General features: G+C 64.6%; 10 protein-coding genes. 3 read left to right on the forward strand and 7 right to left on the reverse strand.

The features are described 5' to 3' along the window. Positions 1 to 23: 23 nt before the first annotated feature. Genes QY325_02030 through QY325_02040 form a run of 3 tightly spaced genes read right to left on the reverse strand, consistent with a single transcriptional unit; the run spans position 24 to position 1840 of the window. Entirely contained in the window at positions 24 to 395 is a 372-nt protein-coding gene (locus QY325_02030; protein ID WKZ66713.1) for a hypothetical protein, read from the reverse strand. A 4-nt stretch (positions 396 to 399) separates the two neighbouring features. Then, a complete protein-coding gene (locus QY325_02035; GenBank protein ID WKZ66714.1) occupies positions 400 to 1272 on the reverse strand; it encodes a methyltransferase domain-containing protein in 873 nt (290 codons plus the stop codon). A 58-nt stretch (positions 1273 to 1330) separates the two neighbouring features. After that, entirely contained in the window at positions 1331 to 1840 is a 510-nt protein-coding gene (locus tag QY325_02040) for a transcriptional regulator (GenBank protein ID WKZ66715.1), read from the reverse strand. 149 nt (positions 1841 to 1989) lie between these two features. Between QY325_02040 and QY325_02045 the strand changes: the two genes are divergently transcribed. The 3 genes from QY325_02045 to QY325_02055 all read left to right on the forward strand — a co-directional run bounded on the left by QY325_02045 (position 1990) and on the right by QY325_02055 (position 12222). Continuing rightward, on the forward strand, positions 1990 to 3741 hold the full coding sequence (locus QY325_02045; GenBank protein ID WKZ66716.1) for a hypothetical protein: 1752 nt from the start codon (positions 1990 to 1992) through the stop codon (positions 3739 to 3741). Between the two features lie 66 nt (positions 3742 to 3807). Next, on the forward strand, positions 3808 to 10230 hold the full coding sequence (locus tag QY325_02050; protein WKZ66717.1) for a carboxypeptidase-like regulatory domain-containing protein: 6423 nt from the start codon (positions 3808 to 3810) through the stop codon (positions 10228 to 10230). A gap of 21 nt (positions 10231 to 10251) precedes the next feature. Next, positions 10252 to 12222 (forward strand): hypothetical protein, encoded by a 1971-nt coding sequence (locus tag QY325_02055; GenBank protein WKZ66718.1) that lies wholly within the window; start codon positions 10252 to 10254, stop codon positions 12220 to 12222. 148 nt (positions 12223 to 12370) lie between these two features. Here QY325_02055 and QY325_02060 read toward each other — a convergent pair whose 3' ends face one another. The 4 genes from QY325_02060 to QY325_02075 all read right to left on the reverse strand — a co-directional run bounded on the left by QY325_02060 (position 12371) and on the right by QY325_02075 (position 17954). Further along, entirely contained in the window at positions 12371 to 13345 is a 975-nt protein-coding gene (locus tag QY325_02060; protein WKZ66719.1) for a T9SS type A sorting domain-containing protein, read from the reverse strand. Between the two features lie 21 nt (positions 13346 to 13366). Next, complete coding sequence (locus QY325_02065; GenBank protein ID WKZ66720.1) at positions 13367 to 15043, reverse strand: T9SS type A sorting domain-containing protein; 1677 nt, start codon at positions 15041 to 15043, stop codon at positions 13367 to 13369. Between the two features lie 116 nt (positions 15044 to 15159). After that, complete coding sequence (locus QY325_02070; GenBank protein WKZ66721.1) at positions 15160 to 15900, reverse strand: LytTR family DNA-binding domain-containing protein; 741 nt, start codon at positions 15898 to 15900, stop codon at positions 15160 to 15162. A 98-nt stretch (positions 15901 to 15998) separates the two neighbouring features. Then, positions 15999 to 17954 carry a tetratricopeptide repeat protein gene (locus tag QY325_02075; protein WKZ66722.1) on the reverse strand — a complete coding sequence of 652 codons (1956 nt, stop codon included), beginning with the start codon at positions 17952 to 17954 and terminating at the stop codon, positions 15999 to 16001. Between the last annotated feature and the right edge of the window lie 31 nt (positions 17955 to 17985).

Genomic DNA, 17985 nt, shown 5'->3' on the forward strand with positions numbered 1-17985 from the left:
CTTGGGGTGTTTGTTGGGGCGCGTCATGTCGCGCGCTTACCGGTTGCTTTGTGTTGCTTGAACCGGCTCCATATCAGGAGCACGGCGATGTTCTGGTAGTGGAGCGCGGCGAGGGCGAGCACGATGATGGCCATGCGCCGCGCCAGGGTGGCGAGCAATTGCTCGATGCCCGTGATGGGCTCCCAGCCGGCCATCACCAGGGCGATGTAGCCCAGGTTCACCGTGTAGCAGCCTGCGAGCAGGATGCTGTTCACGGCATCCACGAATGCGGCGTCGCCATCGAAGAGCCGCAGCATCCAGGGCCGGCCGTGCCGATGGCAGGTCTGCGCCACGCCCACCGCCAGCACCAGCATGGCCGGGAAGAAGAGCGCGTAGGCGAGGAGGTTGAGGCTCATGGCATCAGGCCTTGCGGGCGGTGATCAGGAGGTAGCGGAACAGGTCGCGTTGCGTGCCGAGCAGGATGCCCAGCAGGCAGCTCTTGAGGTGCGCTTGCTCCAAGGCGTTCAAACGCGTGCCTTGGAGGCGGCGCTCCATCCAGCCTTGCACCATCAGGAAGGGCCCGTGCGCGGCGCAAGGCGCCACCTTCCAGCTGAGGTCGCGCACGCGGATGTCCACGAAGCCGTTCGCAGCGAGCGCTCCGATGAAGGCCTCGCGCTGCGGGAAGCAGGGGAGGGCCCAGCCTTCCTCCACGGTGCGCACCATGCGCGCCCGGTTGCCCATCGGTGGCCTGAGGAGGAAGCCATCCACCAGTGCGAGGCGGCCACCGGGCTTGATGATGCGCGCGATCTCCTCAATCGCATCGGCCTTCGATGCGCCTGTTCCATAGCACAGGCTCTCCAAGGCATAGACGCCATCGATGCTGCGGTCGGCCAGGCCGGTTCGCCTGAAGTCAGCATGCCGCATGCTCACCCGGTGATCGATCCCGGCTGCGAGCGCTTCGATGCCGCCCTCAATGGCCTGTTCTTCAACAATGGTGACCGCCTCCACGCGCGCGGCGAATTCTCGTGCCGCCAGGCGCGCGGCCGCGCCATAGCCGCAGCCGAGGTCCGCGAGCCGATCGCCCGGCCGCGTGCGCAGTTCACGGACGACCTGCCGGACCATCTCGTCGAGCATCACCCTGCGGTTGAAGGGGCTCATGGGCCAGCGCCAGTAGCCGAAGTGCAGATGGCCCTGCGGGCTCCAGCGCTTGTACAGGTCCGCGCTCGCATGGAAGTGCGCTTGCACACCGGGGTCGGTGCGTAGCCGTGCGGGTTGCTGCAGCAGGGCTTCCATGGCTCAGTGGTTTGGAGTTTCAGGAACTAATGAAACATTATGCCGAAAAAAAGGGCGGTCATTTGAGCAGGGTGGTGGCGGCCTTCACGAACCACTGCACATCGCGGCGGGTACTGTGCTCCAGCAGGGTGTCGAGGCGCTTGGTGAGGTCGTGCAGGTCGTGGGTCATCTGGCGGAAGCTCTTCGCCTCGGGCGTTCCGCCGGGGATGTCCTCGAGTTCATCGAGCAGGCGGATGAGCGGTTCCAGCTCCCGCTTCTTGCGCTCGCGGGTGATGTGCGTGGCCACCTTCCAGACGTCCTTCTCGGCCTCGAAGTACTCCCGGCGCTCGCCTGGCTTGAGCACCCGGCGCACCAGGCTCCAATCGATCAGCGCCCGCAGGTTCATGTTGGCGTTGCCGCGGCTGATGTTGAGCTGCTCCATCACGTCCTCGGTGCTCAATGGCTCGTGGCTGATGAGCAGCAGCGCATGCACCTGCGCCATGCTCCGGTTGATGCCCCAAGCGCTTCCGAAGGCCCCCCAGGCCTCGATGAACCGGTCCTTCGCTTCCCGGATGCTCATCGCGTTCATGGGGGCGAAGGTATAGCGCCTTTTGTCATACTTTCAAATATTATTGAAATATGATTCAGCTGGTGCAACGGGCGCCGCTGGATAAGGGCTTGCCCCGCTGGATCAGATGACATGGTGCAAGGCCCCGTGAAGCGGCACTTTTCGGGCTGATGAGAAGCCCCCTGCCCGCCGAGCGCACCCTGCGCGCGTCCTGGATCGCCGCGCTCCTGGCCCTTGGGGCGCATGTGGCCGCCCAGGACATCCAGCAGGTGAACCTGAAGAAGCCCGTCACCCTCAGCGGCAACCTCAGCTTCTCCATGGAGAGCTACTCGGTGAACGGCATCCCGCCGCGCCGTCAGCCCTTCACATGGACCTTAAGCGGCGCGCCCACGCTCACCGTGCTGGGCGTGCAGATGCCCTTCCAGCTCCTGCTGGGCAACTTCGAGAACCGCTTCTACCAGCCCTTCAACCAGTACGGGATCAGCCCGCGATACAAATGGATCACGGTGCATGCGGGCTACCGCAACATCAACTTCCAGCCATACACCTTGGCGGGCTTCCGCATGCTGGGCGGCGGTGTGGAGATCAATACCGCCTACAAGAACGAGCCGGGCAGCACGGGCCTGCGATTCGGCTTCATGTACGGAAGGCTGAACCGCAGCACGGCACTGGACAGCGCGCAATTCGCCAACCCGCTCGCCTTCCGGCCCCTGCCGAGCTACACCCGGATGGCCTATGCCGTGAAGCTCGGGTTGGGCAACGACCAGGGCTACTTCGACGTGAGCTACCTGCATGGCTGGGACGTGGAGGAGTCGCTCCGCTCGGGCCTGCGCGACAGCATCGCGCCGCAGCGCAACACCGCCTTCGGCTTCTCCTGGAAGAAAGACCTCTACCGCAAGGACAAGCGCCGCCTGTTCTGGAAGACCGACATGGGGGTGAGCGCCTACACGCTGGACACCCGCCAGCCCGAACAGGTGGTGAACACCGATATGGGCATCGTGCGCGATGCCGCCCGCAATTGGATCGACGCGCGCATCAGCACGCAATACCTGAGCGCGGGGGAGACCAGCCTCAACTACGTGGGCAAGGGCGGCGGCATCGGCCTGGCCTATAAGCGCGTGGACCCCGAGTACCGCAGCATGGGCGCCTATTTCTTCCAGAACGACATCGAGCAGTACACGGTGACGCCCAGCCTGCGGCTCGACAGCGGGCGCGTGAGCATCAACACCAGCTTCGGCATGCAGCGCGACAACCTCGCGCGGCAGCGCCTGGTGACCAGCGAGCGGCTCATCGGCAACGTGAACCTGAACTGGAACCCCACGCGCACCTTCGGCGTGAACGCGGGGTGGAGCAACTTCGGGGTGACGCAGAACCCCACGCGGGTGTCGCCGGACGCCGAGCTCTTCAAGCAGGTGAGCAACAGCTGGACGCTCGTCCCCTACTTCAACAAGGTGGGCGAGAAGATCGTGCGCACCATCCAGTTCGTGGGGGTGTACCAGCGGCTCAACAGTCCGGTGAGCACGATCAACGCACCGGCCGACCAGCACACCCTGGTGGGCGCCTTCGTGTACAGCCGTACCTGGGTGGCACGGGGTATCACCACGACCGGTTCGCTCAATTACAACAACACTGTGCTTCCACAGGGCGATGTAGGCTCCATGGGAGGCGGGCTCGGCCTCGGATTTCCCATGCTGAAGCGCAAACTGCAGGTGGGCGTGAACGGTATGTACAACCGCAACCACTTCAACGGCGAGGAGAACGGGTTCACGGTGAGCGGTGTGGCGGACCTGGGCATCGCCGTGCATAAGAAGGGGCGCCTCTCCCTGCAGGGCATCCTGATGCGCAACGAAGCTGCTGACGAGACCGTGTTCCGGTCCTTCGAGGAGGTCATCACGCGGGTCACTTACGGTCTGAATTTCTGAGCCATGAGCCACGAAATGCAAGGTGCAAGGGTGAAGGCGTGCAAGTGTGCGAGGTTTCGATCGCCCTTGTACCCGCTCACCCTCGCGTTATTCCTACTCCTCCCCGCGCTCCTTCGCGCTCAAGAGGTCATCGTCACGCTCAACATCATCCCGCCCTATTCGGCCTATGTGTACGACTACGCCGATCTCACCGGACAGGCGGTGATCACCCTCACCAATACAACCACGGAGGTGAAGCAGATACGCTTGGAAGGCAGCCTGACCAACACCACGGCCGGTCTGTTTGTCCGTACCGAACCCGGACACCAAGGTCCCTCGCCCATCACTCTGCCGGCGGGTGGCTCGGTGGTGCTGAGCACACAACCGGGTGTGATGGACTTCCTGGCGCCTGAATATGTGACGACCAACGCCGACCAAAGCGTACAGCAGGCCATCGTGCAGACGGGTCAGCTGCCGGAGGGAATGTACACCCTGTGCGTGGAGGCCTATGCCTTCAACGGCACCCAGCTGCTGAGCCAGCCCGGCGGCGGGTGCTTCACGTTCGGGCTCTACTATGCACAGCCGCCCATCATCACCCAGCCGATGCATGGCACCGAGATCAACGCCTACATGACCAACCCGGTCTTCACGTGGACACCTCCGCTGGGCAACCTGGCCGGTGCGATGATCCAGTACGATCTCCTTGTGACGCCTGTATTTGCGGGCCAGAACCCGAACGATGCCATCATCGCAGCGCGCACCTATACGCGCGCTCAGCCTGTACTGCTCAAGGAAGGGCTGATGACCAATGTCTACGTCAGGCAGGTGCAGGACCTTGCCTTTGAACAGGGCAAGCAATACGCCATGCAGGTCACTGCGCGGGATGTGAACGGACAGGTGGCCGTTGCCAACCTCGGGCGCAGCGAGATCAGCGTGTTCACGGTGGGCACGGTGGATACGCCGGTGATCCCCTACGGCGGCACCGCACCATCGGGCACGGGCCCCATCATCGACCCGGGCATCTCGCCGGCCTTCCTCAGCAACACCCTGACCGGCAAGCTGCACTACTTCTGGCCGATGCCGAGCAACCACAGCGCTACCTCGAGCACAGGTTCGGGTGGCACGCTCAATACCGGCGCGATCGGCCAGACGGGGAGTGGAAGCGTGCAGAACGCCTTGCTCAACGAGGGCAACCGGACGGGCTACTCCGGCTTCACACAAAGTCCGTTGGCCGGGGTGACGGTGCAGCTGGTGCAGGCCATCCAGTTCCAGAGCGCACCCAGCACCACGGCGCTCGCGGCGCCGCTCCTTCCCGGGAACATCCTCATGACCCATACCGGGCAGTTCCACATCCTGAACCAACCCACCATGAGCGCCCCCACGCTGGCCACCGCCACCACCGATGCGCAGGGCAACTTCGTCTTCAACGTGCCGCATGTGCAGCAGCTCGACTTCGGTTGGAAGCAGGGCACGGTCACGCTCACCGGCGACTTCACCGGCAACCTGGAGGGCAATTACACCGGCACCTTCCGCCGGGTGCTGATGGTGCGCGTGGGCAACCCGGCCCGCACCTACTACGCACAGCCCGTGCAGTTCAACAGCAGCCTGCCCGCCAACGGCGACCTCGGGACCTTCTATGCGCAGGTGAAGAGCATGGACGTGAAGGTGCTCGTGGCGGACCGCTACGACTTCCAGGTGAAAAAGGCCGGCGTGGAGGTGCTGCTGCTGCGGAAGGTCGGAAGCAAGCCCACGTTGGTGCCGGCGGACGAGGCCTCGCGCGGCAGTGCGGCGCCCGATCCCACGATCACGGTGCAGGGCCAGGACTACGTGATCCTGGCGCGTGATACCGCCGACACGCAGGGTATGGCCGAGTTCCGCGACCTGGTGCGCTTCGACTGCTCGCCGGCGGGCACCAACCTCTACTACACCTGGGTGCGCTACGTGGACGAGTTCAGCACGCAGTACAGCTTCGAGAGCTTCCCGAAACCGGTGCACTACGCCTACCAGAATGATTGGACCAGCGGCTGCTTCGTGCCCACCGCCGATGAGTTCAAGGAGAGCTGCATGCGCTGTGAGCTCGCCAACCGCGATGGCTTCGGTACTTCCTCCCGCGCCCATCCCCGGGCTTACAAGGGGCAGGACCAATGGCTCTTCCACATCCAGCGCGTGGTGGACCGCAATCCGGCCGTCACCGCCACCGTGCGCAACAGCGCGGCCGGCACCCAGGCCGACCTTGCACTGGCCGAGCCCGGGGCCACCTGGAAGCTCTGGCGGATCAACAAGGCGGGCATGGAGCTCCTGCGCAACGGCAACGTGAACTGGGGCGCGATGCTGGAGACCAACCAGCCCGATGGGTTCCAGATGGCCGCGAACGCACTGCTGGCGCAGGGCCGCATGGTGATGCATGCGTCCGGTGTCACCGGCAATGATGGCCGCATCCATCGCAAGGAACTATTGGTGCAGAAAGAAGGCACCGTGCCTGTAGGCTTTTACTACGTGCTCGATGTCCAGAAGCCAGGCTTCAACCGGGTGATCAAGGTGGTGAACCGGCTTGCCCTGACCGGTGGCGGATCGATCAGCTCTGGCTCCATGATGCAGGTAAGCCCGGGCATCCTGGGGCAGATCGGCCAGAACACACAGCCCATGCCTTCCGCTGGAAGTTCGGGAGGTGGAACCAGTGGAACGAACAACGGTGAGCCCAACAGCGGGGATGTCGGTATGCTACGGAAAGGCTACCAGTACTCGGCCGGGGAGATCTTCATCTCGCCCAAGGGCAAGGTGAAGGTGGTGCTGCAGAACGAGGCCGGACAGACCCTTTCAGCCAGCGCGCACTACCGTGACCCGGCCACGGGGCAGGAAGGCGTGATGGTGGCCTCCACCTTGAACTTCGTCACCATGAAGCGGGAGGTGGCGCTGGATGTGCCCACGGGCAATGGCCTTCAAGTGGTCATCATCCCCAATGACCTGGAGCTCTACGACCGCGACACCATCACCGTGAACGTGCCCACCACGGGCATCCTCACCACCACGGCCACGGTGCCGTACAAGCTGCACCGGATCCATTTCATCGTGCGCGAGGAGCCGACCAGCACCCAGGCCACGCTGCCCGGCCAGGACCCCGAGAGCGTGGGCACACCGCTGGCCAACGCCCGTGTGGTGCTCATCAACGCCTCGCCCGTGATGTACCCCGCCATCAAGCACCCGGCGACCAACCCGGGCGGCACGGCGGCCTCGGTACCCGGCCAGCCCTTGGAGCGCACCACCGACAGCCAGGGCCGTGTGGACTTCGCGTTCCGCGCCTCGGGGCAGGACTTCACCTTCCGCGTGTACGCCCCGCAGGGTGGCAACCAGGTGACGCGTGAGCTCCAGGTAACCTCCACCGCCGGCAAGCACTGGCAGGTGAGGAACGTGCAGCTGAAGCGCGGGCGCACCGTGCGCGGAACCGTCACCATTGACAGCGCGGCCGTGGCCAATGCGCGCGTGCGCTACACGCATGGCACCCTGATCGCCGAGGTGCAGACCAACGCGCAGGGCCAGTACGTGATGAGCAACGTGCCACTGGAACAGCTGGAGTTCACCGCTTCGAAGCCCGGCTACCTCGGCATGGAGTACAACGAGGCGACCGGTCAGAGCAATACGCTGGGCACCATTGCCACGACCACGCTCACCAACTACAATGGCCAGGTGGCCGAGACGGTGATCGACTTCCAACTCCGCGTTTACGGCGGGATGGACTTCAGCCAGCTCCTGGGCTTCCCGTTGGAAGTGACGGCCTTCGCCGAAGAGGCCGCTGGTCGTGCGCGCATCAACGGCTGGGTCACGGTGCCCGACAGCGCGAACAGTGTGTTCCGCATGACGCAGGCCAGCGCCAGTGGCAACGACCTGCGCAGTGTCCGCTTCCTCAACACGGTGGTGGAGCCCGATGCGATGAACGCCTATACGGTGAATGGCGAGACCATCAGTCCCACGAAGCCGGTGACCCTGCCCATGCCGCTGGCGGTGAACGAGGTGGCCGTCGGGATGTATCCGCAACAGAGCGATGAGCCCTACGTGTACCACGCCACGTTGCGCGACAGCCAACAGGGCATCGTGTTGGACCGTCCGGCGGGGAGCGATGCGCGCGGCGCAGTGAACGGTGGGGTGGAGGTGTCGCTGGCCTCCTTCCAAGTGAGCAACTTCAGCATGCCCACCGGGCAGGGTCTGGCCTTGCAGGCGCCGGATGGCGGCATGCGGCTGCCGGTCTTCGCCAGCAACGCGCAGAGCTGGTACCCCGCCACGCAGGGCTACAACGTGAGCGCCGCCAACGGCCAGCCGCTGGGTTACACGCTCTTCGGGTTCCAGGCCACGAACATCACGTCCGGCTCCTTCCTGAGCCGCGACTCGCTGGTGTTGGACACGCGCATCCACACGGCCTTGGAGCATATCCCTGCGCCTGACAACGACCTCGACCTCCCGGTGGGCGGCATCGTGTTCCGCAACCGGGAGCTGCAGCCCTTCAACCGTGTGAAGAGCTTCACCATCCCGTTGGGCCAGTTCAGCCTGCAGGGCAGCGAGCTGAGCCTGGGCAATGGTGGCTTCCGCTTCTCCGGAACGCTGATGGCCGGCGGCATGGAACTGGAGGTGACCGACGGCACCTTGGAGCCCACGCGCTTCCTCTTGGGCGAGATGCAGGCGAACAACATGAAGCTGATGGGCACCATCCCGGTGAACGCCACACGCCCGGTGGAGTTCGGCTACGATGCCGTGCGCCCGCAGCCCGCCTGGTACGTGGTGGTCACCAGCCGTGACCACAACGTGGCCGGGGCCACCATCAGCGGCGAGCACCTCGATGGCATCCCGGACGCCCGCGACATCCCGATCACCTCCATCTGGCTCTTCAGCGATGGCGCGCAGGAAGTGGCGTTGCGCAGCGGCATCCCCGAGTATCCGCTCTACGACATCGCCGGCTTCAACCTGCAGAGCATGGTCATCCAGTCGAACCTGCTGCGGCTCTCCGGTGAACTGAACCTCGGCATCCCCGGCCTGCCCACCTTCACCTCGGCCCTGCTCTACGACAAGCTGCCCAATGGCCTCAGCGCCTTCCGCCTGCAGGACTTCAGCATGCCGCCGGTGAACGTGAACGGCGTGCAGCTCGCCTTCAACAAGGGTGCGCAACGGGGCAGCTTCGGCGTGGCCGGCAACCAGAACAGCCTCACGTTCGCGCAGGGCCAGCTCACCATCAAGGGCGTGATCAGCGACCAGGACCCCAACGTGTTCAAGAACCTCGCCTACACGCTGGTGAAGAACAACCAGCAGACGAAGCTCACCGTGGATCGCGATCCGCAGCAGAGCGTGCGACTGGGCGGCGACAACCCCGGCAGCCGCATCCTGATGACCGACGTGGAAGGGGAGATGACCGTGGTGAGCGGCAGCAATGGGCCGGAGTGGAACACCTTCTACATCAAGGGCAACATGCCCGAGGACATGGGCTTCGAGGCGCAGAACGGGCAGCCGCAGCGCATGCGCTTCGAGGTGCGCGGCGACCTGGCGGTGGAGGACCAGCAGATCAAGCTGAAGGACATCGAGACGCCCTTCGGCAACATCAACATGGTGTACGACATGCAGCACCACCGCCTCAGTGGCCAGCTGAACGTGGCGCATGGCGTGAGCAATGGCCCGAGCATGAGCGGCACGGCGGCCATCGTGATCGACAAGGAGGGCTTTTACTTCATGAGCGGGTTGAACGTGACCCTGTCCGACCCGCAGATCACGGGCATGGCGTTCATCCTATTGGGTGATTATGCCCAGCGCACACCGCAGATGGACGCGCTTCTGATGCAGTACAGCCTGCATGTGCAGAAGAAGATGGAGCGCGAGGTGGCAGGCTTCCTGATCCCCGTGGTGCAGCAGATGCTGGCGCAGGACCCGGTGGCGGGCGTGTCCATGGCGCAGGGCCTGTACCCCAGCGGCAACCTGCTGCCGCCCACGTACCTCGGCCTCTTCGGCAGCGGCCGCTTCAACGGCTTCTACTTCAACGCCGGTGCGCAGATCCCGCTGCCGGTGATCCCCAACTTCTCGATCGATTGCGAACCGGTGGCGACCCTGGAGATGGGCTGCGATGGTGGCATCGATGTGCGCTTCGGGGCCAACTTCGGCAGCGGCACCTTTGGCGTGGGCTTCGACACCTATGTGGACCTCTACATGGCGGGTGGTGCTAGTGCAGGCATCATCTGCGCCTACGGCCGCATCGGGCTCTACCTCACCGTGGGATTGGACGGCGTGTTCCAGACCAACGGCAACTACGTCATCACGGGCAACGGCGCCGTGCAGCTGGCCGGCAATGTGACCGTGGGCGGCGGCATGTGCTCGGTGCCCTGCAACGACGTCACCTGTCTGCACTTCAATGTGGGCGGCACCATCGACCTCGGCATGCAGGCCAACATCAGCAACAGCGGCTCCGACTTCCGCTTCACCATGGGCAGCAATGGCACCAACAGCCAGCGCAACGACCCGCCGCCGCAGGAGAATTGATCCATATTGATGCCTGTCAACATGCGCTCCGCATTCATTCTACTGGCCTCCTCGCTGACGCTGTCCTCCCTTGCTCAGCGTCCCAACCCCGAGCTCGTCCAGGTCGGCCCGAAGGGCGTGTTCGTCTTCACCGGTCCATTGCTGGCGCGCGAAGGCGGACCCGTCACCGGCATCCTCATCGAGCGGAGGACCGGGGAACAGGGCGAGTTCAAGCGTGTGGCGGAGCTGAAGCCGGCGTCCTCGGCGAAGGACATCCAGAAGGGCATCGAGAAGGCCGCGGATGTGCTGCCCTATCCGATCGTGGTGGGCGACCACCCCGCCGATAGCATCTGGGCGCGCGTCCAACGGCACGGAACACGCGAACAGCTCGGATCCGCGAGCAACAACGTGGCGGTGCTGCTGGCCGTGCATGCGGTGTGGCACGATGCCGATGTCAAGCCCGGCACGCTCTATCAGTACCGGGTGACCACGCCGGGCAACGGCAACCAGTTCCTGTCCACGCTGGTGAACCCCGCGTCGAAGCACCAGGTTGAACGCCTGATGGCCTTCAACAGCAGCTACTACGAGCACCAACGCGAGCTGAACACCTGGTGGTCCGTCGTGGGCGACCATCGTCCGGCCGTGCTGGAGCTGCACCGCAGTGTGGACGAAGAGCCCTTCGCCGTCGTGAAGCCCAGGGTCCGCATCGATCGGATGGGCAGCGACACCGTGCTCTACCAGTTCGCGGACACCACCGCGCCGCGCCACCGCGTGTTCCGCTACGTGGCCAAGGGCTGGGACCTGTTCGGCAACGCCATGCCCGTAAGCGATACGCTCTATGCCGCCAGCCTGGATGTCACCCAGATGCCCATGCCCTATGACCTTCATGCACAAGGTGACAGCACGGGAAGGCGGGTCCATGTGCGCTGGAAGCTGAACAACGCACCCGTGGTGAAGCAGATCACCCTGCAGCGCAGCACCAACAGCGAAACGGGCTTCGAGACCGTGGCCGAACTGAGCGGCGACCAAGTGGGCTACGTGGACGAGGACATCCGACCGGCCACCTCGTACTTCTACCGCTTCGTGCTGGAGTACAAGGCCACACACGTGCCCATGCGCGGGGTGAGCTTCGCCGCCGTGGCCTACGACAAGCGTCCTCCGCAGCCCGCCCGGGAGCTCGGCGCCGTGGCTACCGAAGAGGGCGTGGTGCTCACCTGGATGCATCCCGAGCGCGATGTGCTGGGCTTCCACCTGTACCGCGCCGAGGACCAGGGACCCTTCATGCTGACCTCACCGCGCATCCCCGCCCATCCCGAAGGCGGCTACACCTACCTGGACGCGACCCGCAGCCTGCGCGGCGATCGCACCTACCACTACGCGTTGCGCACAGTGAGCACCAGTCACCTGGAGAGCATCTTCGGCGATACGGCCAGTGTCATGCCCCTCACCAACCGACCGGTGCCGGTTCCCCCGCGCGACCTCACCGCACGCGTGGACGTGGAGCAGGCCATCGTGAGCTGGGAGGACCTCGGCAGCGCGCCGCTGTTCCACGCCTACGAGGTGGTACGCACCCGCCCCGGCAACCGCGTGGACACCCTAGTGCGCAACACCAATTTCCTCATCGACACCTTGGATGCGGGCGGCAGATCCACCACCTACCGGGTGATCACGCTCAATGCCTTGGGCATGTCCAGTGCGCCCTCACCCAGCGTTGCCGCCCAGGCCCGCGTGGCACCGCCGGCCGCGCCAAACGGTCTCGTGGCGCGCACCACGGGTGGCAAGGTGGAACTGCACTGGCAGGCCCCGCCCAGCGAGCCCATCGCGCGTTACGATGTGTACCGCTACACGCGCGGCAACGAACCGGTGAAGGCAGGCAGCATCACGGCCGGCAAGCCCCTGAAGTTGGAGGACGCGAACGGCACGCCGGGCCAGCTCAACTTCTACTTCGTGCGCAGCGTGGCCGCCAATGGGGCCGAGAGCGGGCCGAGCCGGGAGGTGGGGGTGGGGTTGTAGCCCCACTTGTTCAGGATGGACCCCAATGGACGGGGATGGACGCTGAACTCAGGCAGCGTCCATCCCCGTCCGTTTTCAGTCCATTGCTCAGCCCAACAAAGAAGCGCGGCCCATGCGAGCCGCGCTTTACTCGTTCGGTCTGTGGGCCTTACTCCTTCACGAAGCGCAGCACCGTGGGCATTGCACCTTGGCTGCTGCGTAGGGTGTACACCCCAGGCCTCAGGTCCTGCACGTCCACGGTGAGCCGGTCCGTTGCCACGCGCTCTTCCCGCACCAGCCGCCCATCCGCAGCGTGGATCCGTACTTCACCCAAGGCGACGCCTTGGGTGCTTGCGATCGTGATGAGGTCCTTCGTAGGGTTGGGAGCGAGCTCAAGGGTGCTGGTGCCATTCTCCTGCATGCCGGTGATCCCGTTGGGGAGGTTCAGCACCACACTGGCGGCGGCTCCATACAGGCCAACGGTCATGACCGGGGTCAGGATGTTCCCTTCGTTGAACCAATCATAAGTGTTGTAGCAATCGGTGAACCACTGCCCGTCATTCTCGTAGGTCTCGCAACGGCGGGTGCGGATGAGCACCACATTGGACAGCGTGCCGAGGGAAGTAACGAAGCTGCCGTTGGCCAAGATCCGCCGTTCGTAGTCCACAAGATCGAGGCCGCACTCCGTCAGCGCCGGTGCAACGGTGGTGTTCAGCACACCGGGATAGGTCATTTGCAAAGTGGGGCAGGCATCGAAGATCTCGGTGTTGTCCCCATCGTCATATCCGTATGCAATGAGGTCCAATTGCCCTGCACTGTTGTTGTAGAAGCTCAGGTAGGTGATCTCCCCTTCGATCTCCTCCACGAGGATGCTGGCCTCCGGAACACTGAACGCATACGAACTTGTTGCAACGTCGGAGAAGAACACGTCCAGAAGCCCATCCGACTGAAAGTCGAGTCCGGATAGGTTCCAGGTGAGCCCGCTACCAATGGTGTCCAAGAGGCTCCATGGTACATCCTCAGCGAAGTAGCTGTTCGATTGTAGACTGCCGAAGGGAGGCACGGCGTTGGCCTGGGTGATCGTCTGCGCGCTGCTTGTTCCGCAGAGCAGGAAGGTCACGGTCGAAAGGGTAAGGATGCGCATCGTGTTCTGGTGTTTATCGGTTCAGTGCTTCACGAAACGCAAGGCGCTTTGTCCGATGCGGTTTATGGTGATCACCGTGTAGAGGCCGGATGGCCAGGACTGTACATCGATCTCTGAACGGTCGGTTGCGATAGGCCCGTGTCGGTGGATCACACGTCCGTCCGCAGCATATACGGTCACCTCGCCCAATGCGGCACCATTGCGACTTTGCAGGCTGATCCGGTCCGCAGCAGGATTGGGGAATAGGCTCAGGTTGCTGCGCTCCAATTCCGCCACACTGGTGAAGTCGCCCATGCGACCCCAGCGGTCAAGCCTTGCGGCATAGATCGCGTTGTTCTGGAAGTTGAACCACACGGCCATCACCCCGCCGTCACCATCGGACACCATGCTGAAGTCGGTGCCGTTGCTGGGGCCCAAGGCAGGCGTGCAGAAGCGCGTGGTGTCGCTCCAGAGGTTGGTGCCGGTGCTGGTCACGCGGCCCACGCGGAAGCCGGCGGTGCCACCGAGGAGGTTCGCGCTGGTGAACATGGTCACGATATGGCTGTTGTCCTCCGCAGCGATGGCACGCGGGAAGCCGTTCAGGTTGCCGTTGCACTGCATGGCCAGCACGCCATCGGCCGCCAGCAGCGGGTTCCCATCGGCATCAAAGCGCTGCATGAAGACCTGCCGGCCATTGCCGGCGGAGCTCCGGTTGTCCGCCCAGAACACGGTGGTCTCCGTGTCGCTCTGCACCACGAAGGGGTTCTCCTGCACATCGGCCTGCAGGCATACCGGGATCGGCGCGGTGGTGTTGAACAGTACACCGGCGGTGTCGTAGATGGCCATGCGCAGGTCGTAGCTATTGCCCCAGATGGAATTCACGCGTGACGTGGGCGCCACGGCGGTGGTCCATTCATAGGCCAGTCCACCACTATTGGCGCTTACCAACAGGTTCGTGAACCAGAGCTGATTGCCCAGGCTGTCCACCCGCATGGCGTACAAGGGTGCACCGGCACCGTTGCCCCAGCGTTCCTCCAGGAGCAGCCCCCCCGCAAGGTCGTGGCGCATGGTCCACGGTCCGGTCACGATGGAGTTGTTCAAGCTGGCCACCTCCACGCCTTGCTCGGGCATCACATTGGTGCCATCGTTCAGGATCCGGGCGATATGCACGTAATCCGCGGCACCGATGGGGTTCGTCCCCCAGCCCACAAAGACGCCATTGAGCACAGGCACCACCCGCGGGAAGTAGTTGCCCCCCGAGGTACCGCCGCCAGGCAAGGGTCCCGGATAGGCGAGCAATGTGGGTTCGGCCCATGCTGGAGCGGCCTCCCCATCGTAGGCCATGGCCCGCACCGTATCCGCACCAGTGGAACCAGCCCCGCTGATGTATGCCAGGAAGAGCTTGTTGTCGCTCATGCGGGTCACCCCGATCATGTTGATGCTGCGGCCCGGTACTTCCTGGATCAGACGGCCGTTTGGCTCCCACAACAGGTTGCCCTGTGCATCCAACCGCTGGCCGAACACGGCGTAGCCGTCGCTGGCCAGGCGGTTGTCGCGCCACAGCACGTACCAGCCGCCGGTACCATCGGCCACCAGGCGCATGTCCTTCTGGTCGCTGGCAGCGTTGCAGATCACCAGCGGATCGTTGGGGTCCGTGGGCCACTGAGCGTGGGCGGAAAGGAGAAGGAGGGAGGCGGTGAGGGTGTAAAGTGCGCGCATGTGTTTCATCCCGCCGGAGCGGGAGCGGATGGTTTTCACCACCAAGTTGCATGCGTACCGGGCCCTGTTCCCAAGGCATCCTATCCGGTGGTGGCGCAGGTGATCCAGCGGCGAGGCTACGCCGCCCACATCCGCTTCAGCTCGGGCCAGCGACGTCGGCTCACCTCCAGCTTCTCGCCGTCCTTCAGCTCAGCATGGCCGTCATGGAGGCGGACGATGGTGTCCTTCCGCACAAGGGCGCTTCGGTTGATCCGCAAGAACCCGAACGGCGTGAGCATCTCCTCGAACTCCTTCAGCGTGCGGGCCAGCAGGAAGCGGCGGTCGTGCACCAGGTGCACCCACGTGTAGTTGCGGTCGGCCATGCAGCGCTCCACCTCCGTGGGGGCCACGAAGAAGGTGCGGTCGCCGTGGGGGATGGTGAGCTTGAAGGCCTGGGTCTCCTTTTGGGCGATGTTCTCCAGGAACTGCTCCTGCACCCGGGCGCGGTCCATCTTGGCACCATGCCGCTCCCGGTAGCGCTCCAGTGCGAAGGCCAGCTCATCGGGCTGGGCGGGCTTGGGCAGGTAGTCCAGCGCGCTGAAGCGGATGGCCTGGATGGCGTAGCGCTGGAAGCCGGTGACGAAGATGACCTCGAAGTCCCAGCGCTTCAGCTCGCGCAGCAGGTCGAATCCGCTGCCTCCAGGCATCTCCACGTCCAGGAACACCAGCGATGGCCTCAGCTCGGCGATGAGGCGTTGCGCTTCGCTGATGTTCGATGCCTCGCCCACCACCTCCACCTCGGGGTGCGCGTCGGTGAGCAAGCTGCGGAGGTAGCCCCGCGCCTCGGTCTCATCGTCCACGATCAGCGTGCGGATCACGGTGGAAAGTTCGTGAAATGCAGCTTCCCGTAGCAACTGTAGCGTCGACCCACTGGGTCGACATTACAGTGCGTTCAAGCGATCGGCATCTGCGACGGTCACCCTTCCAATTCAATCACCACCTCCGTCCCGGCCGGGTGGCCCGCTGTGTCCTTCAGGTCGTTAATGGTGAAGCGCCCCTTCTGCTGCAGGCGGTGGGTGAGGAGTTGCAGGCGTTCGTTGGTGAGCTCGGTGCCAAGGGAGCGCTGACCGTCCGCCCGCCCGCCCGCTTGCCGCCCAACGCCATTATCCCGAACCGTGCAGCGCAGACCCTTGTCCGTGGCCGTGAAGCGGATGCTGAGCTGGCGTGGCCCTTCCTTCTCCGCCAGGCCATGCCACAAGGCGTTCTCCACGAAGGGCTGTACCAGCAGCGCGGGCAGTTCGGCCTCTTCGTCAAGCAGCGCACGGTCGGCGTCCACTTCGCACTGAAGTCCCGGCAGGCGTAGCGATTCCAGCTTCACGTATAGCCTGAGGAAGGCCATCTCCTCCTCCACGGTGATGCGGTCGTTCACGGAGTGCTCCAGCACCATGCGCATGAGCTTGCTGAGGCCTTGCAGATAGGCCAGCGCCTCCACGCTGCGGCCCTCCTTCACCATGGCGATGGCGCTGTTCTGGCAGTTGTGGATGAAGTGTGGGTTGAGCTGGCTGCGCAGCACCTTCAGCTCCAGCAGGTCGTTCATGTGCTGCACCTGGTCGCGCTGGGCCTGCAGTTCGGCGTTGAACCGCTCCACATCCCGCGTATGCCTGCCGCGTAGCCGGTAGTTGCGGTAGAGCAGGCCCAGCAGGGAGATCAGCAGCGCTGAGGCGCCGGCCGCTGCCATCCAGCGCACTTTCAGCCGCTCCTCGTTCAGGCGGCGCACCTCGTTCTCGGTCTTCAGGAGCGCGTTCTCCCGCTCGGCTTGTTCTGTCTCGAAGGTGGCGCGCAGGCGCATGAGCTCGCGCTGGGCCTCCGCGCCGTGGAGGCTGTCCTTAAGCGCCATGTGGCGCTGGTAGTGGGCGAGGGCTTCCTCGCTCCGGCCCTGCTTCACGGCCAGCTCGGCCAGGCTCAGGTGCAGGTCCATCACCAGTTCGGTGCTGCGGGTGCGGTTGGCGAGGTCCAAGCAGGCGTCGTAGCTCGCCCGCGCCTCGGCGTATTTGCGCATGCCGCTGTAGGCCATGCCGATGCGCTGAAGGATGTAGGCCTTGTCGGCCGGGCTGTCCAGGGTGTCATAATGGGCCAAGGCACGCTGGTAGTAGGGCAGGGCCCTCTTCGGATCGCCTTCAAGGAATAGGTCGCCGCTGTTCTCCAGCACCATGCCGGCACCATAGTGGTCCTTGGTGCTGCGGAAGAGCTGGTCGGCGCGGGCGTAGAGCGCCTGGGCCTTGGCCGGGTCGCCTTCGCTGCGCCAGGTGTTGCCCATGGCCAGCAGGCAGTTGGCCTGTTTGCTGGAGCGCCCGAGCCGTTCCTCCAGCTCCAAGGAGGCCTCCATGAAGGACCGCGCGCGGTCATACTCCTTCATCTTGCTGTACGTGGTCCCGATGGAGTAGAGCAGGATGGCGTTGCTGGCCGTGTCCTTTGCGGCTTCCGATTCCTTGAGGGCTGCCTGGAACCGCTGAAGCGCCCCCACGCGGTCGCCCTGCTTGTCGGCCAGCCAGCCCATGTTGGAAAGGGTCACAGAGGTGAAGGCGGGGTTCCCGATCCTCCGGAAGCGCGTCAGCGCCTCCTGGAAGTGGGCCTCCGCCTCCTTGAAGCGCCCTTGCTGCGTCTCCAGCCAGCCCAGGTTGTTATGCGCATCGGCGATGGCGCGTGGCTGGCCGATGCGCGAGGCGAGCGCAAGGGCCCGTTCCCCATAGCTGCGGGCGCTGTCCGGCTGGGATTGGATCAGGTTGAAGCAGAGGCGGGCGAGGGCGTCGGCGCGCGCCGTGTCATGAGCGGCCGCGGCGAGTTCGGCGCGGAGAGACGGCACCAAGGAGGCGTCCTGGGCGGTTGCGGCCGAGCAGGCGGCGAACAGGACGGCCGACAGGAGGTGACGCATGGCGCTGGAAGCGAAAAAGGCCATCCGAAGA

It is taken from the genome of Flavobacteriales bacterium (assembly GCA_030584065.1).
Classification (GTDB): Bacteria; Bacteroidota; Bacteroidia; order Flavobacteriales_F; family PHOS-HE28; genus PHOS-HE28.